The sequence below is a fragment of the Butyrivibrio sp. genome (assembly GCF_015056685.1).
Lineage (GTDB): Bacteria > Bacillota > Clostridia > Lachnospirales > Lachnospiraceae > Butyrivibrio.
The window spans coordinates 1-22420 of record NZ_SVFW01000026.1; the positions used below are offsets into that span (position 1 = coordinate 1).

A 22420-nucleotide genomic window follows, 5' to 3' on the forward strand; every position below is an offset into this window, starting at 1 on the left:
AATACTTAGACATAAAAATACCGACCTCCAAAAGTTAGATTTTTGGGTCTAACTTTTGGGGGTCGGTACATTTTTCATTTGTCTAGGTCATGTTTTTTGTCATGATATTGCCTCGCTATTACAGAATTCATGACCTAATCAGTATATTTCTTTTACTTAGGTCATGTTTCTGACCATGATAGGTATTATCAAAGTGGATTTCGATAGAAATTCAGGTTTTATCGTATATCTCAGAAAATCGCTGTTATAAAAATCATTCCGTCCGTATAACGATTCATATAATAGAAAAAATATCGTTTTGGGCATATAGCAGCTTTTTGCGAGGCCAGCCACCCCTCGCGAGCGCTCAAATGGGCATATAGGCTGATTTCAAGCCTCTGGCCACCCGTTAAAATGGTGGCTGCGGCCGGATTATTACCGTATATGCCCAATCGCCTGCGATGAAATCCATGATGAGGGGTGGCTGCAAGCCTGATATCCGGCTATGAGCCCAAACCCTGTTTGATTGCAGGTGGCTGAGCTATTAAAAAAAAGCTATATGCCCAAAGGTAACGCTTTCGGGCTCCCTAAACTGCTACTTGTATAGTGTACACATATAAACTCCCTTTAGCCCTGCTTTCACATGCGGCATGCGAAAGCTGCGAGCCCATGTTCCCTAGAAACTAGCCGCTTCTGCTGCCACTGAATTCAGAGTCCGAGGCACCTTAAATTATCTCCCTGCAGTTCCTGAATTCGGAGGCCGAAGCACCTTAAAGTAGTCACCCCTACTGTTCTCGGAATTGGATCCTGAGGCACCTTACCAAGCCACACCGAAGGTGCTTGCCATTGACGGGTTCTGAGGAAAACGCTACAATGCTGAATCTGACGGTGCGAGAAAATCTACTGTTCCCATCATCCTCACCGTCGGCTCGCTGACCAAGGCGTTTTCCTCAGGTTCAGTCAATGGTGGCGTACTCAGCCGCAATCTAAGCTTTTCTTATGGTGAAAGTATTGCTTCCAATACATATATTTATCATCATGTGATCTGCTCTATAAAGGATATCTGATAACTGAAGAATGCTTGCTCCATCGGAGAAAGCATTCGTAACAATGATCAATTTATTTGAACCGTCCCTATGTATCACAATTTACTTACGCATATACAAAGTGAGAATTTTTTTGATTGGGCAATAATTTTATTAATAAAGGGAAGAGCCTTGTTAGGCGCTTCCCTTTTTATGTTAGAATTTTTTATCTTTATCGGCAATCATCGCAAGAGTATAAGAGATATCATTAAGAGTCTGAGTCATATTCTGTACCATTAGTTCCATTCTTTTAGAATCTGATATTTCTTCTTTTTTGAAGCGTTCCTTCATCTCTTTGATTCTCTGATCCTGCAATGTTTTTACTTCTGATACTCTGCTCATCACTACCTCCTTGATAATATGATTGATATTATGTAAACATCTTTACAATCAATTATAAAGGTTTTTTGATGAAAAAACTGATTTTAAGTATAATTTAATATCTTTTTTACTATTCAAAATATTCTTAAAAATGTATAAAATTCAGAATTAAATGTAATTTAATTTCAAAATATTCGTATAATAAAGTAATAGAGCACTTTAATTTGCGACTATTTATCTTTTTATGCATATTAAAGGGATTTATAATCATTACTATCAAACAACATTTTTATGGAGGAGTTATTATGTGGAACAGAAGTGAAGTTAAGGAAAATGGTAAAGCTAGTTTTAAGAGGAATTATTGGAAGTCTGTAATAGTTGCATTTATTTATACACTATTTTTTACATCAACTTCAGCTACATTTAAGAACAATCAGGAGCAGCTTTCAAGTTCTTTCTCTGAAGAGACTGCAAGTGATCCATCATTTATGGTAATACTTCTTATTGCTCTTGGAATTGTTGGTACAATCTTACTTATCCTAAAGTTGGTTGACCTTTTTGTTTTTAATCCTTTAGAAGTTGGCTGTAACAGATTCTTCCTTGTAAACCAGGAAACTGATGCTGATTTTCCTGAATTATTACATGCATTCAAAAACAATTATATCAATACAGTTTTAGGACTTTTTCTCAGAGATATCGTGATCGGACTTGGACTTATCTGCTTCCTGATTCCGGGATTTATCCTTATGTATTCATACAGGATGGTTCCATATATTCTTGCTGAAGATCCAACAGTATCAGCTATTGATGCTCTTAAAAAGTCAAGAGCTATGATGAAGGGACAGAAATGGGCATGCTTTGTATATGATCTTTCATATATTGGATGGTACATTTTATCAGTCATTACAATTGGAATTGTTGGTTTGTTCTATCTTAATCCTTATAAGCAGAACGCAGATGCTGAGCTTTATAGAAGAATCAGAGGATAAAAGATATATAGCAACAATTTAATAATTACTGACATATCAAGGATAGGCTTATAAATACAAGCCTATCCTTTTTGCCATTACAGGTGATCACAGCTCATTAATAATCCAAGAAAAAAATACTTGCATTATACCCCATGGGGGTATATTATGTTTTTGGCAAATGAATTTTGTAAAATTTATCATATACAGGAGATTGTTCATGTCGTGTCCGAAATGCGATGCTAATGCATCAGTTAAAACAAAGGTTAGGGAAGAAAAAGAGTATAAAGATCTTATCAACAGGCTTAAGAGAATTGAAGGCCAGATAAGGGGCATAGAAGGAATGGTTGAAAATAATTCCTACTGTACAGATATTCTTACTCAGGTTGCGGCTGCTAACAAGGCGCTCAACAGTTTTGCAAAGGTTCTTTTATCTAATCATATAAAAACCTGCGTTACGAATGACATAAGGGCAGGCAAGGATGAGACAGTAGACGAACTTCTGGATGTTTTACAGAAAATGATGAGGTGATAAAAAGTATGGATAAATACATTGTTACAGGCATGAGCTGTGCAGCTTGTCAGGCAAGAGTTGAAAAGGCTGTAAGCAGTGTAGAAGGTGTTAAGAGCTGTAATGTTAATCTGCTTACCAATTCCATGGGGGTTGAGGGTTCTGCAAGCGAAGCAGATATTATCAAAGCAGTAGAAAATGCCGGTTATGGCGCTAGGCCCATGTCAAAAAAGATAAATTCTCAAAGCGGTGAGGCTTTAGAAAATGTAGCATCAAATGACTTTGCCATGGAGGAAGAGGCTCTTAGAGATAAGGAGACTCCTGTCCTTAAGAAAAGACTTATCACATCAATTGGATTTCTTGTGGTTTTGATGTACTTCTCCATGGGACATACCATGTTTGGATGGCCGCTGCCTTCATTCTTTGAAGGAAATCATGTTGCAATGGGCATGGTACAGATGATCCTTGCAATCATTGTAATGTTTATAAATCGTAAGTTTTTTATCAGCGGATTTAAAGGGCTTTTCCATGGCGGCGCCAATATGGATACGCTGGTGGCCCTTGGAAGTTCAGCAGCTTTTGCGTACAGCCTTGTAGCTCTTTTCCTTATGACAGATGCACAGGTAAAAGGTGATACTGAGGCAGTAATGCACTTCATGCATGAGTTCTATTTTGAATCTGCAGCTATGATCCTTACACTTATCACTGTTGGCAAGATGCTTGAAGCCATGAGTAAGGGCAGAACAACAGATGCTATAAAGAGCCTTATGAAGCTTGCTCCCAAGACTGCAAATATTATCGATGAATCAGGTGAGGAAAAAGAGGTATCGATTGATAATGTTCAGATTGGAACAGTATTTGTTGTAAGACCAGGCGAGAGCATTCCTGTTGATGGCATAGTCATTGAAGGAACCAGTTCTGTAGACGAGGCAGCCCTTACAGGCGAGAGTATTCCTGTTGACAAGACCGTTGGAATGGAAGTATCTGCAGCAACCATAAATCAGTCAGGATTTATCAAGTGCAGAGCTACCAGAGTGGGAAGAGATACAACGCTTTCGCAGATAATTCAGATGGTCAGCGATGCTGCATCTACAAAGGCACCTATCGCAAAGGTGGCAGATAGAGTTTCAGGAGTTTTTGTTCCTACAGTAATGGGAATAGCTCTTTTGACAATTATTGTATGGCTCTTACTGGGAGCAGATTTTGGAAGTGCACTTGCAAGAGGAATAGCTGTTTTGGTTATCAGCTGCCCATGCGCCCTTGGCCTTGCAACTCCTGTAGCCATAATGGTTGGTAATGGCATTGGAGCTAAAAACGGTATTATGTTTAAGACGGCAGCATCACTTGAAATGCTTGGAAAGACTCAGATTGTTGCACTTGATAAAACAGGAACCATAACAAAGGGTGAGCCCATTGTCACTGACGTATTTTCTGCAGACTCAATTGATAAAAGCGGATATACCCCCAGTAAGTATGAGAGCTTTGATGACAAACTCATCAAGATAGCGGGGCTCCTGGAGTCTAAGAGTGAGCATCCTTTGGCAAAGGCTGTGATGAAGCATGTAAATGACCTTGACGTTGAACTTGATGAAGAAATTACAGATTTCAAGGCGGTCTTTGGCAATGGACTTGAGGCTAATTTAGATGGCCATATGATTCGAGGCGGCAAAAGACATTTCATAGAAAAATACGCAAGAATTCAGGGAGAAATACTTGAAAAGGCTGACGGGCTTGCAAGTGAAGGAAAGACACCACTTTATTTTTCTCAGGACAATAAACTTGTGGGCATAATCGCTGTTGCAGACACTATCAAGGATGATTCAGAAGAAGCAATCTCCCAGCTTAAGAACATGGGAATTAAAGTGGTCATGCTTACAGGTGACAATGAGAAAACTTCCATTGCTATTGGTAAAAAGGCCGGAGTTGACAACATTGTTGCTGAAGTCCTTCCTGAAGAAAAAGCGAAGGTGGTAGCAGACCTTTCAAAGCAGGGAATTACAGCCATGGTCGGTGATGGTATTAATGATGCGCCTGCACTTACAAGGGCTGATACAGGTATTGCCATAGGGGCAGGAACAGATGTTGCAATCGATGCTGCAGATGTCGTTTTGATGAAGAGCAGCCTTCTTGATGTTTCAAAAGCAATACGACTTTCAAGACAGACACTTAAGAATATCCATGAGAACCTGTTTTGGGCATTCTTTTACAATGTAATAGGAATCCCGCTGGCCGCAGGCTGTTATATAAAGCTGTTTGGCTGGTCACTGAGTCCTATGTTCGGAGCTGCAGCCATGAGTTTATCAAGCTTTTTTGTAGTTACAAATGCTCTAAGACTTAATCTTTTCAATATAAATGATTCATCAAAAGATAAGGCTATTAGGCATAAAATTAAAAATATAGTTATAGAAGAAAGGAAAGATAAAATGACTAAGACACTTAAGATTGAAGGAATGATGTGTGGCCACTGCGAGGCTACAGTAAAGAAGGCTCTTGAGGCACTTGATGGTGTTGAGAGCGCTGTTGTAAGTCATGAAGCAGGAACAGCAGAAGTTACTTTTACTACTGAAGTTGCAAATGATGTACTTAAAAAGGCAGTAGAAGATAAGGACTACAAAGTTACTGATATAGCATAAATTAAAAGAAGGATTGGTTTGCCTCTATTGGCATGCCAATCCTTTTTAAATAAAAGATATAGTCTATATTTTACTGCTTGCCGGTTGTGCCGAAACCGCCGCGGTCTGTGTTGCCCAGGTGTTCACATTCATTAAAGATTATCTTTGGCTGATTTTCCATAATGCGGAACTGGCAGATCCTGTCGTTAAAAGAAATATGAGTATCGCGCATTGCAATTGCTGCCATGAACCACTGGTCATTGTCACCGCAATATGAGTGGTCAACTACGCCCATATGATTTGATTGGATAATACCAAAATTCTTATATGTTGAACTTCTTGGTACAATGTGCGCTTCATAGCCTTCAGGAATTTCCATGGCTACGCCAAGAGGAATGAGGTGGAATTCGCCTTTTTTAAGATCCACGTCCTCAGCACTTCTAAGGTCAATCCAGTCAGATTTTCCATCAATATATGTTAGTTTTTCAATTTTGTCATTTAAGTATTTTATTTTGATTTCTTTTTCCATTTTCTCTCCCAGCGTTATTCTTAATAGATTATTATTGAACCATTATACAACGTCTTATGATGATTTGGGTAGAAGAGTAAGTATTGAAAAATATATTTGATATGTTAGAATGTCATTTGTTGTTTTGTTATAAAAAACGTGATATTACTATATAGAGGCGCTTAAAGATAGTCATTTTAAGCACATCTAATAAAGAAGATAGGAGCAGATATGGTTAAGATTCGTACAAGATATGCACCGAGCCCAACGGGACGTATGCATGTAGGAAATTTAAGAACAGCTCTTTATGCTTATCTTATTTCTAAGCATGAAGGTGGTGACTATATATTAAGAATCGAGGATACAGATCAGGAACGTTTTGTAGAGGGCGCTACAGAGATCATCTACAGAACACTTAAGGAGACTGGTCTTATTCATGATGAGGGTCCGGATATCGGTGGACCTGTTGGACCATATGTTCAGAGCGAGAGACAGAAGGCAGGCATTTACATGCAGTATGCCAAGGAGCTCATCGATAAGGGCGAGGCATATTATTGCTTCTGTGATGAAGAGAGACTTAAGAGTCTTGTTCAGAAAATTGAAGTTGATGGTGAGACAAAAGAGATCAGTGTTTATGACAAGCATTGTCTTCACTTATCAAAAGAAGAAGTTGAAAAGAACCTTGCTGAGGGTAAGCCTTTTGTTATCAGACAGAATAACCCTACAGAGGGAACAACTACTTTCCATGATGAGCTTTACGGAGATGTATCCGTTGAGAATAAAGAGCTTGATGATATGATCCTCATTAAGTCTGATGGATATCCAACATACAACTTTGCTAACGTTGTGGATGACCATCTTATGGGAATCACACATGTTGTTCGTGGTAATGAGTATATTTCATCATCACCTAAGTACAACAGACTTTATGATGCATTTGGCTGGGAAGTACCAAAGTACATTCACTGCCCACTTATTACAGATGAAGAGCATCATAAGCTTTCAAAGAGATCAGGACATTCTTCTTTCGAAGACCTTATCGAGCAGGGCTTTTTACCAGAGGCTGTTGTTAACTTTGTAGCACTTCTTGGCTGGTCTCCTGAGGATAATGAAGAGATCATGAGCCTTGAAGACCTCATCAAAAAGTTTGACTACAAGAGAATAAATAAATCTCCTGCAGTATTTGATTATACAAAGCTTAAATGGATGAACGGCGAGTACTTAAAGAGAATGGATGATGACAGATTCTTTGAGCTTGCAAAGCCTTATCTTGAGAAAGCTATCACAAAGGATCTTGATCTTAAGAAAATCGCTAATATGGTTAAGACTAGAATTGAGATTTGGCCTGATATTGCACCAATGGTTGACTTCTTTAACGAAGTTCCTGAATATGACACAGCAATTTATTGCCACAAGAAGATGAAAACTGATACTGAGAGCAGCTTAAAGGTTCTCAAGGAAGTTCTTCCTGTTCTTGAAGCACATGATGATTATACAAACGATGCACTTTATGCTTGTCTTTCAGATTTTGTTAAGTCTCACGAGTACAAGAACGGATATGTTCTCTGGCCAGTAAGAATCGCTCTTTCAGGAAAAGAGATGACTCCTTGCGGAGCTACAGAGATCATGGAAGTTATTGGCAAAGAAGAGTCAATTAAGAGAATTAAAGAAGGAATAGCTTTACTTGAAAAATAATAAATTTCAAGGTAATTCCGCTCAGATGATGGCTATAAGTCATTACAAAGGCCCTGCAATGGTACTTGCAGGGCCCGGTAGCGGAAAGACCTTTGTTATAGTTTCGAGGATACGCTATCTCATTGAAGAAAGAGGCGTTGTACCATCCAGTATTCTGGTAATTACTTTTACCAAAGCGGCTGCTTTCGAGATGCAGCAGCGATTCATGAAAAACACGGATAGTTCTTATCCGGAAGTGACTTTTGGAACATTTCATTCTATCTTTTATCAGATAATCAAAAATTCTGGTCACTATAATTCCAAACACTTAGAAATTGCAAATGAAAGCTTTAAGCAAAAGATCATTTATAATATTCTTTTTTCTATTGCAGAAAAAGATCCGCTTTTAAAAGAGGAAATGGACTCAGACACTGACATATGTAAGAATGTGCTCTCTGAGATATCAAGAATTAAGAACAGCTCTTTAAAGAGTGATGACTGCAACACCTGTTTTGCCTTTTCTAAGCATTTTAAAGAGATATTTGAGAAGTATAAAAGGGCATTAAAGGAATTTGAAAAAATAGACTTTGATGACATGATACTTTTGTGCTATGAGCTATTGTCTGAGGATGAGGCACTTCTTGAGCTGTGTAGAAAAAAGTATAGGTTTATCCTTATAGATGAGTATCAGGATATAAATCTGATGCAGTATAAAGTTATTGAACTTCTGATAGGAAAAGAGAAAAATCTTTTTATTGTTGGTGATGATGATCAGTCAATTTATGGCTTTAGAGGTTCTGAGCCCAGGTTTATGCTTGAATTTGCTGATTCTTTTAAAGATGATGACCCTAAAACCTATAATCTTAACATCAATTACAGATGCGGCAGCGATATTTTAAATAACGCACTTCTTGTTATTGGTGAAAATAAAGAAAGACTTTTAAAGAATCTAAAGGCAGATGGTTCAAATGGCACAGGATGTCTTGTTCCACTAAAGTTTACAACAAAAGAAAATCAGTATAATTCCATAAAATCTTTTCTTCACAGACAAAAAGATAACCTTTCAAATATTTCTATAATCTGCAGAACCAATTCTGAATGTATGTCTATAGCAGCAATGCTAAAAGAAGAGAAAATCCCTACTAATCTTGATGAGTGCTCAAAGAGCTTTTTAGAGGCAGAAAGCGTTATGGTCTTAATAAATTACCTTAAGTTTTCATGTGTTGAGCGAAGAAGAGAGTTCTTTTACAAGATTATGAATAAACCACTGCGATATATTTCAAGGGAAGCGGTTCCAACAGAGATTGTAAATGAAATGGGAGTTAAAAGTTTTTATAAGACAAATAAAAGGATGCTTGAACAGGTTAATAAGCTCTTTTCCCAGATAAATATGATCTCCCACATGAGGCCGTCTCTATCAATCAGGTATATAAGAAAAGAAATCGGCATAGACAAGGCATTTCCAAAAGAAAAAGATAAGCTTGATGAATTTGAAAAGCTTGCAAGAACTTTTGAAGATACAAAGAGTCTTTTGAACGAAATGGATAAGAGAATGGGTGAAAAAGCTGATGATAAGGGTGTGAAAAAAAGAAATAACGGGAACTTTGTAAAGCTACTTACTATGCATGGTTCAAAGGGACTTGAATTTGATATGGTATGGATCCCGGATCTTAATGAAGGAATCATTCCAAGCAGGGGAGCAGCGACAGACAGTCAGATAGAAGAAGAGCGCCGAATGCTCTATGTCGCAATGACCAGGGCAAAACAGGCGCTCATGATAAGCTTTGTTACAGGAACTAAGGAAAATGCTATGCTTCCCTCAAGATTCCTAAGACCTATAAGGTCAAAGTGGACTTTAAAATATGGGGATCAGCCATCAAGTCCTTCTTCCGGAAGTTCTACAAGCTCATCAAACTCTACATCATCAAGATAGAGGTTGAAAGCTTCAGCAACAGCTTCATATTCAGCATCATCACTTATATATCCAAGTTCAGGATCTTCATCCTCGCCCTTGTAGATAAATTCATAAAACCAAACATTGCCATCGTTATTCTGTCCGTTTTTATCGAGAGGAAGAAGCACAATGTAGTCTTTTGAATTAACAGTGAGGACAATGATAATAGCACAAGTAATTACTTCGCCTCCGTCAAGCTCTACATCTACGGTCATTTGCTCATCGTTTTCGATCTTTGTATTCATGTCTGTGGCAATTTTAGAAAATTCCATTAATAATCCTCCTGAAAAAACTTTTCGATTTATATATCAAGATTATAGCACGACACGATGCAGTATGAGAAGTTTTGTGGTAAAATATTATGGCTTATGTAGATTTACAAGTGAAGAATGGAGCAAAAATGTCAGAAAAGCTAGAAATACTCAAGGAAAAACCTTATCCACTTGGTTGCTATATTGATTACGACAAGTCTCTTGTGGTGCGCACCGTTTTTGATGGTGACAAGACCTGTGGTATTGCGCTTTATAAAGGGACTTCTAATGATGGAGAAACAGCTCTTAAGATTAAATTCCCTAAATACTTAAAGCGTGGCTCCATATATTCTGCAAGGATTAAAGGAATTGAAAACATAGATGAATACTCATCTTATAACTATTTTGTCGATTCTACTTATTTTTGTGATTCTTATGCCAAGCACCTTTTGGGACTTGAGACTTTTGGACTTGATGTTCCTGACTGCGATATAAGGGCTAAGCTTGATAACAGGTCAACTTTAAAGGCTTCTGAGTATTCTTTTGACTGGGGGAATGACTCTTTTCCTGATATTCCCTATGAAGACAGCTTTGTATACCTGCTCCATGTAAGAGGATTTACCAAATCTTCAGGAAGCGGAGTTCCTTCGCAGCACAGAGGAACATTTATGGGAATTCTTGATAAGATTCCTTATCTTAAATCCATAGGTGTTACAACTGTTGAGCTTATGCCGGCTATTGAGATGAATGAAGTTGAGACTCTGGGGACTCATGGGGGCATTTTGTCAAAAGAGCTTTTGTATTCAAAAGATGGCAGCATTTCAAATACTAACAGTATTAAGCCAAGGCTCAATTTCTGGGGCTATAAAAAGGGCTTTTACTTTGCGCCAAGAACAGCTTATTGTTCAAATCCTGATGATGCAGAGAACGAGTTTAAGTATTTTATAAAGACAATGCATGAAAATGGACTTGAAGTTATCATGCAGTTCTTTTTCGAAGAAAATGAGAATGAGAGCCTTATGATAGACGCACTCAGATACTGGAGATGCTCTTATCACGTTGATGGTTTTCATTTGAAGGGAGCAAGGATCCCAATCTCCCTTATAACGAGAGAACCGCTTTTTGCTGACGCAAAGATATGGTATGACTGGTTTGAAGACAGTTCTGATCCATCCAAAAGATATCTTGCTGTATATAACAATTCATTTTTATATGCAAGCAGGAGATTCTTAAAGAGTGATGACAACTCTGCAAGTGACTTTTTCCATGCAATGATCGCAAATGGCAATACTCACGGAGTTATCAATTATATCTGTGATTACGAGGGCTTTAGGCTTGCGGACCTTGTTGCCTACGAGCATAAGCACAATGAAGAAAACGGTGAAAATAACAAGGACGGCACTGACAATAACCTTAGCTGGAACTGCGGAATTGAGGGAAGAACCAGAAAGCATAGTATTTTGGAACTTAGAAAGAAGCAGGTAAAAAACATATTGACAATGCTTCTTTTGGCTCAGGGAACACCTATGATCTTTAGTGGTGATGAGTTCTGTTCTTCTCAGGCAGGCAATAACAATCCATATTGCCAGGACAATGAGACTGGCTGGGTTGACTGGAAGGCTCTTGAGAAGAATGCTGAGATATTTGAGTACTTTAAGTTCCTTTTAAAGCTCCGTTTTGACCACAGAGTACTTCATAACCCATCAACATTTAAACTAATGGATTATATTTCCTGTGGCTATCCGGATCTTTCCTGTCATGGACGAGATGCCTGGAGACCTGATTTTACGGGACACAGCCACATTCTGGGAATGCTTTACTGCGGACAGTATGATAAGAGCGACAAAAACAGTCCATTTATCTATGTCTGCTACAATATGCACTGGATGGCTGAAGATATAGCCCTCCCTAAACTACCTGATGGTCTTCGCTGGAAGATGATATCAGATACGGAGAGCGTTTCCAAAATAGATAATACTGATAAAAAGAACAATTCAGTTGAAAAAATGAGTGAAAGGTCAGTTAGGATCTATATGAGCGAGCCTGACCCTGATAATAAAAGTAAAAGGAAGTTGAAAAGAAAATGAATAGACCCGATGTAATTTCAAAATTTTTAAACTATGTAAAATTTGATACACAGTCTGATGACACAACAGGAACTTCTCCTTCCACAATGAAACAGCATGAACTTGCGCGTTTCCTTGTAAAAGAATTAAATGAGATAGGTGCATCTGATGTTTATTATGATGAGGACCATTGCTACGTTTATGCTTCAATACCATCTAACATAAACGACAATGTTGACAGACCTGCAATTGGCTTTATTTCTCATATGGACACATCTGATGAGGTTAGCGGCAAGGATGTTAAGCCAAGAAAAGTTGAGAATTATGACGGAAAAGATATTGTACTTAACAAGGAGCTTGGCGTTGTGTTATCACCTGCTGATTTCCCTGAGCTTTCAAATCATGTGGGAGAAACACTTATTGTAACAGATGGAACAACACTTCTTGGTGCCGATGATAAGGCCGGTATTGCCGAGATCATGACTATGGCAGAAGTCCTTTTGACTAATCCTGATATACCTCACGGTGATATTAAGATAGCATTTACTCCTGATGAGGAAATTGGTGAGGGAACAGCTCACTTTGATATTGAGAAATTTGGTGCAAAATTTGCTTATACAGTTGACGGCGGAAAGCTTGGAGACCTTGAGTATGAGAACTTCAATGCTGCAGAAGGCAAGATAGTAGTAAACGGAAGAAGCGTTCATCCCGGTGATGCAAAAGACAAAATGGTAAATGCATCACTTATCTGCTATGAGTTCCATTCTCTTTTACCTGTTCAGATGAATCCTATGTATACACAGGGAAGAGAGGGCTTTTTCCATCTGACGGAAATAAACGGATCAACAGAAAAGGCAAGTGCAAGCTATATTATCCGCGACCATGATGAAGCTTTGTTTGAAAAGAAAAAACAGCTCTTTATTGATGCTGCTGAATATTTGAACAAGAAATATGGCGAGGGCACTGTAGAGGTAAAAGTAAGAGATCAGTACAAGAACATGATTGAAAAGATAAGACCTCACATGCATCTTATAGAGAATGCTAAAAAAGCCATGACAGATATCGGTGTTACACCTTTGGAATTCCCGATCAGAGGCGGCACAGACGGAGCAAGCCTTTCATATAAGGGACTTCCATGTCCAAACCTTTGCACAGGTGGCTACAACTATCACGGCAAGTATGAGTATGCTTCAGTACAGGAAATGGAAAAGACTGTAGATATTCTGCTTGGAATTGTTAATGAGTACGGAAAGAGTTATAAGTAATGGAATTTAAGAAAGATATAAATATTTTAAACGCAAACAAAGAAGAAGTAACTGATGCTGAGAGCTTAAAGCAGCTTGGCTTTATTGAAGAAGCAAAGGGCTATGTTGAAGAGCTGAAAAAAGAGCTTGGAAGAACACCAAAGGCCTGTGTTGTGACTTTTGGCTGTCAGATGAATGCCAGAGATTCTGAAAAGCTTCTGGCTATCTTGAAACTTGTTGGATACGAAGAAACTGATTCAGAAGAGGCAGATTTTGTTCTGTATAATACCTGCACAGTCAGAGATAATGCGGATCAGAGAGTATATGGACGACTTGGAGCATGCGGAAGCCACAAGAAAAAGAATCCTCATATGAAGATCGCTATCTGTGGCTGCCTTATGCAGGAGCAGAGCGCAGTTGAGAAGATTAAAAAGAGCTATCGCTTTGTTGACCTTATCTTTGGAACACACAACATCTATAAGTTTGCTGAGCTTTTGTGTACAGCACTTGCCTCTGACAGAATGATCATAGATATCTGGAAGGAGACAGACAAGATTGTCGAGGATCTTCCTGTATTTAGAAAGTATCCATTTAAGTCAGGCGTAAATATCATGTTTGGATGCAACAATTTCTGCACATATTGTATCGTTCCTTATGTGCGCGGAAGAGAGCGTTCAAGAAATCCTAAGGACATCATAAGAGAGTGCGAAAAGCTTGCAAATGACGGTGTTAAGGAAGTCATGCTCCTTGGCCAGAATGTAAACTCTTATAGCCTTGATTTTAAAGAGGGTGACCCAAATCGAATATCTTTCCCTGAGCTTTTGGAAGAAGTGTCCAAGGTTAAAGGAATAGAGAGAGTAAGATTCATGACTCCTCATCCTAAGGATTTTTCAGATGAGCTTTTGGATGTAATTGCCCGTAATCCTAAGATCGCAAGACATATCCATCTTCCTTTGCAGTCAGGAAATACTGAGATCTTAAGGCGTATGAACAGAAAGTACACAAAAGAGAGCTATCTTGCGCTTGTAGATAAGATCCATGAAAAGCTCCCTGATGTTGCTATTACTACAGATATTATCGTTGGCTTTCCGGGGGAGACAGAAAGCGATGTTGACGACACAATTGATGTAGTAAAGAAGGCTGGATTTGACAATGCATTTACCTTCATCTATTCAAAGAGAACAGGTACACCTGCTGCCTCTTTCGAGAACCAGGTTCCTGAAGAAGAGGTAAAAAAGAACTTCGACAAGCTTCTTAAAGTTGTTCAGGAAACAGCCCGCAAGCAGTCAGAGAAGATGACAGGTATCACTGCAGAAGTTCTTGTAGAGGGAGTAAACGAGCAGGATAGCAGCCTTGTTACAGGAAGAATGTCCAATAATACCTTGGTGCATTTTCCTGGAGATGAATCACTTATAGGCGAGCTTGTAAATGTTCATCTTGATGAGTGCAAAGGCTTCTACTTCATGGGCCATGCGGTTTAATTCTAAAATCTAATGAAATGGGGATATAAACGTGGAGAACACTACCATGTTTGAAAGTATAGATATTGAAAAAGTTTCACCGATGATGCAGCACTATCTTCAAACGAAGGCTGAATACAAAGACTGCATACTGTTTTACAGACTTGGTGACTTTTATGAACTCTTTTTTGACGATGCCAAGATAGCTTCAAAGGAACTGGAACTTACACTTACAGGAAAGGCCTGTGGCCTTGAGGAAAGAGCTCCAATGTGCGGAGTCCCTTTCCATGCAGTTGATTCTTACCTTACAAAGCTTGTTTCCAGGGGCTATAAGGTAGCGATTTGTGAACAGACTGAAGACCCTAAGCTTGCTAAGGGAATTGTCAAAAGAGATGTGACAAGGATCGTAACACCCGGAACCAATCTTAACATGCAGTCCCTTGAGGAAACAAAGAACAATTATATCATGAGTGTTCTTTATTCACCTGACAGCATCGGAATCTCTATAGCTGATGTGACAACCGGAGATTATTATCTCACTGAGGTTGATAGTTTAAGGGCCTGCAATGATGAGATCGTAAAGTATATGCCATCGGAGATCATCTGTAATGAAGCCTTTACTTTTTCCGGGATTGATATAAATGATCTAAAGAACAGACTTCAGATTTTTGTAAATCCGTTAGATTCAAGGTACTATGATGAAGATTCCTGTAAGAGACTGCTTTTAAGGCACTTTAAGGTTTCTTCACTTATAGGACTTGGAATAGATGATTTTCCAAACGGAATTGTGGCTGCCGGATCTTTACTGCAGTATCTGACAGATATGCAGAAGTCAGATATTTCAAATATCACTCATATTTATCCTTATCTTACAAGTAAGTACATGCTGCTTGACAGCTCAACAAGGCGAAATCTTGAGCTTGTTGAGACAATGAGAGATAAGCAGAAAAGAGGAACCCTTCTGTGGGTTCTTGATAAGACCAAGACTGCCATGGGAGCCAGAACTCTTAGAAGCTTCATTGAGCAGCCCCTTATTGAAAAGGATGAGATTCTTTTAAGGCAGGGCGCAGTTGATACTCTTTTGAAAAACGTCGTTACAAGAGAGGAAATCAGGGAGTACTTAAATCCTGTATATGACCTTGAAAGACTGATGTCCAAGATTGTATTTAAGACCGCTAATCCAAGAGATCTTTTGGCATTCAGAAATTCTATAAAGATGATTCCTGCAATTATCACAGCTCTTTTGGATATTCAGGATGACCCAGAGATAAAAAAGCTTACTGAAAACCTTGATCCTTTAACTGATATCCATGACCTTATTGACAGTGCTATCGTTGAGGAACCACCTCTTGCCATAAAAGAGAGTGGAATCATTAAAGACGGTTTTGACAAAGATATAGATCATTTCAGAGAGGCCGGAACTAACGGCAAAATCTGGCTTTCACAGCTTGAAGAAGAAGAAAAAGAAAATACAGGAATAAAGAACCTTAGGATCAAATACAGCAATGTGTTTGGATATTCCTTTGAAGTTACAAACTCATTTAAGGACAAGGTGCCTGATTACTTCATTAGAAAGCAGACTCTTACTAATTGCGAGAGATATACAACACCTAAGTTAAAAGAACTTGAGGATACTATTCTTAATGCACAGGATAAGTTAAATAACCTTGAGTACGACATGTTCTGCAAGATCAGGGATTCCATTGCTCTTGAGATAAACAGAATACAGAGTACAGCTAAATCCATAGCTCTTTTGGATGTGTATGCATCCCTTGCCTATGTGGCTGAAAAGAACAGATATGTTAAGCCTTCGCTCAACGAAAAGGGCATTATCAATATCAAAAACGGAAGACATCCGGTAGTTGAGAAAATGCTTGATTCTTCTGATATGTTCATTGCAAATGACACATACCTTGATAATAAAAAACACTGCATTTCAATCATCACAGGTCCTAATATGGCCGGTAAGTCAACCTATATGAGACAGTCTGCACTTATAGTTTTGATGGCACAGATAGGTTCTTTTGTACCCGCTGATAAAGCTGACATCTGTGTTGTTGACAGGATATTTACAAGAGTTGGTGCTTCTGATGACCTTGGAAGCGGTCAGTCAACTTTCATGGTTGAGATGAATGAAGTTGCCAATATCCTCAGAAACGCAACGCCCAATTCACTTCTTATCCTGGATGAGATAGGGCGTGGTACTTCTACATATGACGGACTTGCGATTGCCTGGGCTGTAACAGAACATATCAGCAACAGAAAGATACTTGGAGCCAAGACTTTGTTCGCTACTCATTATCATGAGCTTACTGAGCTTGAGGGCAAAATGGACAATGTAAATAACTATTGCATCGCTGTTAAGGAAAATGGTGATGATATCGTATTTTTACGTAAGATCATCAAGGGCGGCGCTGACAAGAGCTACGGTATTCAGGTTGCCAAGCTTGCAGGCGTGCCTGATATGGTAATTGACAGGGCAAAAGAGATCGTAGCTGAGCTTACAAATAACGACATAACTGAAAAGGTTCAGAGCATTGCCAAAGAATCCAAGAACGATAAAAAAGTCAAAGTACAGCACTATGATGATGTGGATATAGATCAGATGACTCTTTTTGATACGGTTACAGATGAAGACGTATTAAAGAGGTTACAGGAAATAGATATAACAACACTTACCCCAATGGACGCGCTTAACACGCTTTATAAGCTTCAAAGTGATTTGAAAAACAGGTGGAAAAACTAAATGGTTTTTATTAATGAACTGGACAAAAATACCATAGATCAGATTGCTGCAGGTGAAGTTGTAGAAAGGCCTGCAAGTGTTGTAAAAGAGCTTGTTGAAAATGCCATCGACTCGGGCGCAACAGCAGTTACAGTTGAGATAAAGGGCGGCGGTATCGATATGATCCGTGTAACCGATAATGGCAGCGGAATTGAAAAAAGTCAGATCCGCAAAGCCTTTAAACGTCATGCTACAAGTAAGCTTACCTGTATCGATGACCTTTATACTATTCATTCTCTTGGATTTAGAGGTGAGGCTCTTTCAAGTATCTCATCAGTTGCCCAGGTTGATATGATCACAAAGACTTCTGATGATCTTACAGGCACAAGATATACCATAAATGGCGGTGAAGAGATTTCTTTTGAAGAGATTGGAGCGCCAGATGGAACTTCACTTATTGTGAGGAATCTTTTTTACAATACTCCTGCCAGAAAGAAGTTCCTTAAGACTCCTCAGACAGAAGGAAGCTATATTGGGGATGTAATGGAGCATCTTGCTCTTGATAATCCAACAGTTTCTTTTCACTACATAAACAATAAAGAGGATAAATTCTCTACAACAGGAAACGGTGATTTAAAGGAGATAATCTACAGGATCTATGGAAGAGATATTTCTGTAAGCCTTGTTCCTATAAATGTTTCAGGTAACGGCTATACCCTTGAGGGGTATTTGGGAGAACCTTCCATAAACAGATCGAACAGGAATTTTGAGATCTTTTTTGTAAATGGAAGATATGTAAAAGATAAGGTCATGTCCAAGGCCCTGGAAGAAGGCTACAAGCAGTATCTTATGATGCATAAGTTCCCCTTTGCGGTTCTGCATCTTAGGCTTGACCCTGCTATGGTTGATGTCAATGTTCATCCTGCCAAGCTGGAAGTAAGATTTGGCAATCAGCCTGCGCTTTATGATTTTATAAGGACAAATGTTGAAAACACCCTGCGAAATCATGAGATGATCCCTGATGCACTTCTCGGAGAAGATGAGCCTTTAAAGAAAAATACCGGTAATGATGAAAAGGCATTAAATGCAGGCACTGTGGCCGAGGCACCTGATAATAAAAAACCGGAAATTCTCAGTGATTTTGAAGATGATGATAAAGCTGCGGTAAAGAAAGAGGAAAAAAACCAGAAATACATTGCTCCTCAGCCATTTGAAAAAGTCAGATTCGAAGAAAACAGATTAAAGGAAGATGAGCCTGTATTTGCAACAGGAATAAAGGCAGAGCCCATAAAAATCGAAGATTCCAATAAGTCTGCAGTTTGGACCAGGATTTTTGGTGATTCGGACGGCTCAAAGGCAAAGGAAGCAGAGAAGCCTTCACCTATAATCAAGCAGGACGAGGCTGTTATAGTAGAAAAGCCTGTTCAGCTTAATCTTTTTGATGAAAAGGTTCTTACCAGGGAAAATGTAAAAGAATATGAGATAATAGGTCAGATTTTTGGAACTTATTGGATCATAGGTTTTAAGGACAAGATATTCCTTATGGATCAGCATGCGGCTCATGAAAAAGTTAATTATGAGCGTATGATGAAGAGATATAAATCAGGAGAACAGCTTTCACAGATGGTTAATCCTCCTGTTATCATTTCTCTTTCTGCAGCTGAAGAGGAGCTTTTCCTTAAATACAGACAGTATTTTGAAAAACTTGGATTTAATATTGAAAACTTCGGCGGTCATGAATACGCTATGAGAGCAATTCCTGTAGATCTTTTTGGCTGCGAGAATGAAAAAGAGATGTTCATAGAGATCCTTGATGAGCTTTCACATGAAACAAGCCTTGACAGAACACCTGATGTCATCAACTACAAGATAGCAAGTATGGCTTGTAAGGCTTCAGTTAAGGGCAATACAAGAATGTCCAGGACTGAGCTTGAAGCCCTTTTAGATGAACTGCTGACACTTGAAAATCCATATAATTGTCCTCACGGAAGACCTACAATTATATCGATGTCCAAGTATGAGATTGATAAGAAATTTAAGCGAGTAGTGGAATGAGTAAACAAAAGCTTGTTGTTTTAACAGGACCAACTGCAGTTGGCAAATCAAAGCTATCAATTGAACTTGCAAAAGCTATTGGCGGAGAGATAATCTCCGCTGATTCTATGCAGGTCTATAAATATATGAATATCGGAACCGATAAGATATCTCCCGATAAAATGGGCGGAGTAAGGCACCACCTTATCGATTTTCTTGACCCTAAGGAAGATTTTAATGTCTTTTTGTTTCAAAAGCTTGTAAAAGAAGCTATAGATGATATTTCTTCAAGAGGGAAAGTTCCGATCCTTGTTGGTGGTACAGGCTTTTATATTCAGGCTGTACTTCGTGACATAGATTTTACTGAAACTGATGAGGATGATTCCTATAGAAAAGAGCTTGAGCAAAGAGCGGAAAACGGTGAAGGCCATGAGCTCTTTGAGGAGCTGAAAAAGGTGGATCCTCAGTCGGCGGAAATAATTCATGAGAACAACTCAAAGCGTGTTATCAGAGCTTTGGAATATTATAAAAAGACAGGAAAAAAGATATCTGAACACAATAAAGAGCAGAGTAATAACGATTCTCCATATGATTTTACCTACTTTGTATTGACAGATGATAGAAAAACGTTATACTCACGCATAGACGCTCGCGTCGATAAAATGATATCCGATGGCCTCGAACAGGAAGTAAGGGACCTTGTTAAGATGGACATTCCAATGACGGCAACGTCCATGCAAAGTCTAGGCTACAGGGAAATGATCGGATATTTAAATGGTGAGTACGACCTTGAAAGAGCAATTTATCTGATAAAGCTCAACACAAGGCACTTTGCTAAGAGACAGCTTACCTGGTTTAGACGTGAAAGAGATGTAATATGGCTGGATAAAGAAGCTTTCGGCCACGATGAAGATTTAATATTGAAAGAGATGCTTAGGATTTATGGAAATGAAAAGTAATATGTATGAAGCCCTTGGTATATCAAGGGAAGTTTATGAGTTTGGAGAAAAGATTTTAAAGGAGCTTGAGCCAAGATTTAAGGCCATAGATGAGACTGCTGAGTACAATCAGCTTAAGGTTCTTAAGGCAATGCAGGATAATAAGGTTAGTGAAGCCTGCCTTCTTGGAACTACAGGCTACGGATATAACGATATCGGAAGAGAAAAGCTTGAAGCAGTCTATGCCTCAGTTTTCCATGCAGAGGATGCTCTTGTAAGACCTCAGATCACATGCGGAACACATGCACTTGCTCTTGCTCTTATGAGTAACCTTCGCCCGGGAGATATGCTTTTTTCTCCTGTTGGAAAGCCTTACGATACATTGGAAGAAGTAATCGGAATAAGACCTTCAAAGGGTTCACTTGCTGAGTATGGAGTTTCATATTCACAGGTAGATCTATTACCTGACGGAAGCTTTGATTTTGAGAATATCAAAAAGGTATTACTTGAAAACGATAATATCAAGCTTGTAACTATCCAGAGATCCAAGGGATATCAGACAAGACCTACACTTTCTGTAGAGAGGATAGGAGAACTCATAAGCTTTATCAAGGGCATTAAAAAAGATGTTCTCTGTATGGTTGATAACTGTTATGGAGAGTTTGTTGAGAGAATTGAGCCCACAGATCTCGGCGCAGATATGGTTGTTGGTTCACTGATAAAGAATCCGGGCGGCGGACTTGCTCCAATTGGCGGATATATTGCAGGTAAAAAAGAGTGTGTTGAAAATGCAGCTTTCAGACTTACTTCTCCAGGACTTGGTAAGGAAGTTGGAGCTTCTCTTGGAATCCTTCCTCAGTTTTATCAGGGATTCTTCCTTGCACCTACTGTAACAGCTTCAGCCTTAAAGGGTGCGATCTTTGCAGCAAATATCTACGAAAAGCTTGGCTTTGATGTTTGTCCAAACGGAAGCGAAGACAGATTTGATATCATTCAGGCAGTTACTTTTGGCAAGCCTGAGGGAGTTATTGCTTTCTGTGAGGGAATTCAGGCTGCAGCGCCTGTTGATTCCTTTGTTACACCAGAGCCTTGGGATATGCCTGGCTATGATGCACAGGTTATCATGGCTGCAGGAGCATTTGTATCAGGCTCATCCATTGAGCTTTCAGCCGATGGACCTATAAAAGAGCCATATTCAGTATTTTTCCAGGGTGGACTTACCTGGCCACACGCTAAATATGGTATTTTAAAGACTTTGCAAAAGCTTTATGATGTAAAAATGATATCTTTGTGATAAACTATTAGCTGTACCATTTTGTACTTTTCTGATCGCCTGGAGAAGCGGCGCATTGCGTTATATCAGAAAGGTAAAGATGAATACAATAAATAATAAGATGTTTGGAAGCAGTGCCTACAAGGAAATGCTTCCTTATGAGCGCTTTATAAGTGCAGGACCAGAGTGTCTTACAGATGCAGAGCTGCTTGCTATCATTATTCGTACAGGCAGTGGCAATTCCTCACCAATAGAAATTGCCCATGAGATATTAGGCTTATCCAACGGTAAAGAGAGAGGGCTAAATGGCCTCTTTTCCCTGACACTTGATGAACTTAAAAGTGTTCACGGCATTGGAGAAGTTAAGGCTGTTAAGCTAAAATGCCTTACGGAGCTTGCTAAGAGAATGGCTGTTCAGAGTTCTTTTAGCGGAACTTTCTTTGAGTCATCCAGACAGATTGCATCCATATATATGGAGAAGATGCGACATGAAGAAAGGGAAAAGGCAGTACTTCTTTGCCTCAATAATAAGCATAAGCTTATAAATGAGTCTGTATTATCCATAGGTACGGTTAATTCAGCTTCGGTGTCTCCAAGAGACATATTTACACATGCGCTTAAAAGTGGTGCATCTTGTATAGTTCTTTTGCATAATCATCCAAGCGGAGATCCGACTCCGTCAAGGGCAGATGCGGAACTTACCAATAAGATCAGCGAATCAGGCAATATGCTTGATATCAGGCTTATAGATCATATTATTATAGGAAATCAGTCATATTACAGCTTTGGAGAAAAAGGGCTTTTATGGCAATAAGGA

Annotated in this window: 16 protein-coding genes; 13 read left to right on the plus strand and 3 right to left on the minus strand. The window is 39.0% G+C overall.

What is annotated here, in order from left to right; translation table 11 throughout:
• Nucleotides 1-1220: 1220 nt before the first annotated feature.
• Complete coding sequence (locus E7303_RS10420; protein WP_292145218.1) at nt 1221-1406, minus strand: hypothetical protein; 186 nt, start codon at nt 1404-1406, stop codon at nt 1221-1223.
• A gap of 203 nt (nt 1407-1609) precedes the next feature.
• Between E7303_RS10420 and E7303_RS10425 the strand changes: the two genes are divergently transcribed.
• From E7303_RS10425 to E7303_RS10435, 3 genes are all read left to right on the plus strand, one after another.
• Nucleotides 1610-2374, plus strand: coding sequence for a DUF975 family protein (locus E7303_RS10425; protein ID WP_292145219.1), 765 nt, complete (start codon nt 1610-1612; stop codon nt 2372-2374).
• 199 nt (nt 2375-2573) lie between these two features.
• The gene (locus E7303_RS10430) at nt 2574-2885 is read left to right on the plus strand and encodes a metal-sensing transcriptional repressor (RefSeq protein WP_074887379.1); all 312 of its coding nucleotides are present in this window, start codon (nt 2574-2576) and stop codon (nt 2883-2885) included.
• Between the two features lie 8 nt (nt 2886-2893).
• Nucleotides 2894-5497 carry a heavy metal translocating P-type ATPase gene (locus E7303_RS10435; RefSeq protein ID WP_292145220.1) on the plus strand — a complete coding sequence of 868 codons (2604 nt, stop codon included), beginning with the start codon at nt 2894-2896 and terminating at the stop codon, nt 5495-5497.
• A 70-nt stretch (nt 5498-5567) separates the two neighbouring features.
• Here E7303_RS10435 and E7303_RS10440 read toward each other — a convergent pair whose 3' ends face one another.
• Complete coding sequence (locus E7303_RS10440) at nt 5568-6005, minus strand: dUTP diphosphatase (protein ID WP_074887385.1); 438 nt, start codon at nt 6003-6005, stop codon at nt 5568-5570.
• 210 nt (nt 6006-6215) lie between these two features.
• Here E7303_RS10440 and gltX point away from each other — a divergent pair, with 210 nt between their 5' ends.
• Together gltX and E7303_RS10450 are read left to right on the plus strand one after the other, a co-directional pair.
• The gene (gene gltX / locus E7303_RS10445; RefSeq protein ID WP_292145221.1) at nt 6216-7679 is read left to right on the plus strand and encodes a glutamate--tRNA ligase; all 1464 of its coding nucleotides are present in this window, start codon (nt 6216-6218) and stop codon (nt 7677-7679) included.
• Nucleotides 7669-9591, plus strand: coding sequence for an ATP-dependent helicase (locus tag E7303_RS10450; protein WP_292145222.1), 1923 nt, complete (start codon nt 7669-7671; stop codon nt 9589-9591). Before gltX ends, E7303_RS10450 begins: the two co-directional genes overlap by 11 nt.
• Here E7303_RS10450 and E7303_RS10455 read toward each other — a convergent pair.
• Nucleotides 9528-9884 carry a DUF1292 domain-containing protein gene (locus E7303_RS10455; RefSeq protein WP_292145223.1) on the minus strand — a complete coding sequence of 119 codons (357 nt, stop codon included), beginning with the start codon at nt 9882-9884 and terminating at the stop codon, nt 9528-9530. The genes E7303_RS10450 and E7303_RS10455 overlap by 64 nt on opposite strands.
• Before the next feature lie 128 nt (nt 9885-10012).
• On the opposite strand from E7303_RS10455, the gene E7303_RS10460 reads away from it, so the two are divergent.
• From E7303_RS10460 to radC, 8 genes are all read left to right on the plus strand, one after another.
• Entirely contained in the window at nt 10013-11950 is a 1938-nt protein-coding gene (locus tag E7303_RS10460) for a hypothetical protein (protein ID WP_292145224.1), read from the plus strand.
• A complete protein-coding gene (gene pepT / locus E7303_RS10465; protein ID WP_292145225.1) occupies nt 11947-13194 on the plus strand; it encodes a peptidase T in 1248 nt (415 codons plus the stop codon). The genes E7303_RS10460 and pepT overlap by 4 nt, the downstream gene beginning before the upstream one ends.
• Nucleotides 13194-14654 (plus strand): tRNA (N6-isopentenyl adenosine(37)-C2)-methylthiotransferase MiaB, encoded by a 1461-nt coding sequence (gene miaB / locus E7303_RS10470; protein ID WP_292145226.1) that lies wholly within the window; start codon nt 13194-13196, stop codon nt 14652-14654. The genes pepT and miaB overlap by 1 nt, the downstream gene beginning before the upstream one ends.
• 46 nt (nt 14655-14700) lie before the next feature.
• Nucleotides 14701-17379 (plus strand): DNA mismatch repair protein MutS, encoded by a 2679-nt coding sequence (gene mutS / locus E7303_RS10475; protein ID WP_292145227.1) that lies wholly within the window; start codon nt 14701-14703, stop codon nt 17377-17379.
• A complete protein-coding gene (mutL, locus tag E7303_RS10480; protein ID WP_292145228.1) occupies nt 17380-19413 on the plus strand; it encodes a DNA mismatch repair endonuclease MutL in 2034 nt (677 codons plus the stop codon).
• Entirely contained in the window at nt 19410-20351 is a 942-nt protein-coding gene (miaA, locus tag E7303_RS10485; protein WP_292145229.1) for a tRNA (adenosine(37)-N6)-dimethylallyltransferase MiaA, read from the plus strand. Before mutL ends, miaA begins: the two co-directional genes overlap by 4 nt.
• Nucleotides 20341-21624: a methionine gamma-lyase family protein gene (locus tag E7303_RS10490; protein WP_330601659.1), complete on the plus strand. Its 1284-nt coding sequence runs from the start codon at nt 20341-20343 to the stop codon at nt 21622-21624. The genes miaA and E7303_RS10490 overlap by 11 nt, the downstream gene beginning before the upstream one ends.
• A gap of 79 nt (nt 21625-21703) precedes the next feature.
• On the plus strand, nt 21704-22417 hold the full coding sequence (gene radC, locus E7303_RS10495; RefSeq protein ID WP_292145231.1) for a RadC family protein: 714 nt from the start codon (nt 21704-21706) through the stop codon (nt 22415-22417).
• The last annotated feature ends 3 nt before the right edge of the window (nt 22418-22420 follow it).

What these genes read in the sequence shown, in the direction of transcription:
- E7303_RS10420 (WP_292145218.1), bottom strand. Translation starts at nt 1,406, where the DNA reads ATGAGCAGAGTATCAGAAGTAAAAACATTGCAGGATCAGAGAATCAAA.
- E7303_RS10430 (WP_074887379.1), top strand. Translation starts at nt 2,574, where the DNA reads ATGTCGTGTCCGAAATGCGATGCTAATGCATCAGTTAAAACAAAGGTT.
- E7303_RS10435 (WP_292145220.1), top strand. Translation starts at nt 2,894, where the DNA reads ATGGATAAATACATTGTTACAGGCATGAGCTGTGCAGCTTGTCAGGCA.
- E7303_RS10440 (WP_074887385.1), bottom strand. Translation starts at nt 6,005, where the DNA reads ATGGAAAAAGAAATCAAAATAAAATACTTAAATGACAAAATTGAAAAA.
- gltX (WP_292145221.1), top strand. Translation starts at nt 6,216, where the DNA reads ATGGTTAAGATTCGTACAAGATATGCACCGAGCCCAACGGGACGTATG.
- E7303_RS10455 (WP_292145223.1), bottom strand. Translation starts at nt 9,884, where the DNA reads ATGGAATTTTCTAAAATTGCCACAGACATGAATACAAAGATCGAAAAC.
- E7303_RS10460 (WP_292145224.1), top strand. Translation starts at nt 10,013, where the DNA reads ATGTCAGAAAAGCTAGAAATACTCAAGGAAAAACCTTATCCACTTGGT.
- pepT (WP_292145225.1), top strand. Translation starts at nt 11,947, where the DNA reads ATGAATAGACCCGATGTAATTTCAAAATTTTTAAACTATGTAAAATTT.
- miaB (WP_292145226.1), top strand. Translation starts at nt 13,194, where the DNA reads ATGGAATTTAAGAAAGATATAAATATTTTAAACGCAAACAAAGAAGAA.
- mutS (WP_292145227.1), top strand. Translation starts at nt 14,701, where the DNA reads ATGTTTGAAAGTATAGATATTGAAAAAGTTTCACCGATGATGCAGCAC.
- mutL (WP_292145228.1), top strand. Translation starts at nt 17,380, where the DNA reads ATGGTTTTTATTAATGAACTGGACAAAAATACCATAGATCAGATTGCT.
- miaA (WP_292145229.1), top strand. Translation starts at nt 19,410, where the DNA reads ATGAGTAAACAAAAGCTTGTTGTTTTAACAGGACCAACTGCAGTTGGC.
- E7303_RS10490 (WP_330601659.1), top strand. Translation starts at nt 20,341, where the DNA reads ATGAAAAGTAATATGTATGAAGCCCTTGGTATATCAAGGGAAGTTTAT.
- radC (WP_292145231.1), top strand. Translation starts at nt 21,704, where the DNA reads ATGAATACAATAAATAATAAGATGTTTGGAAGCAGTGCCTACAAGGAA.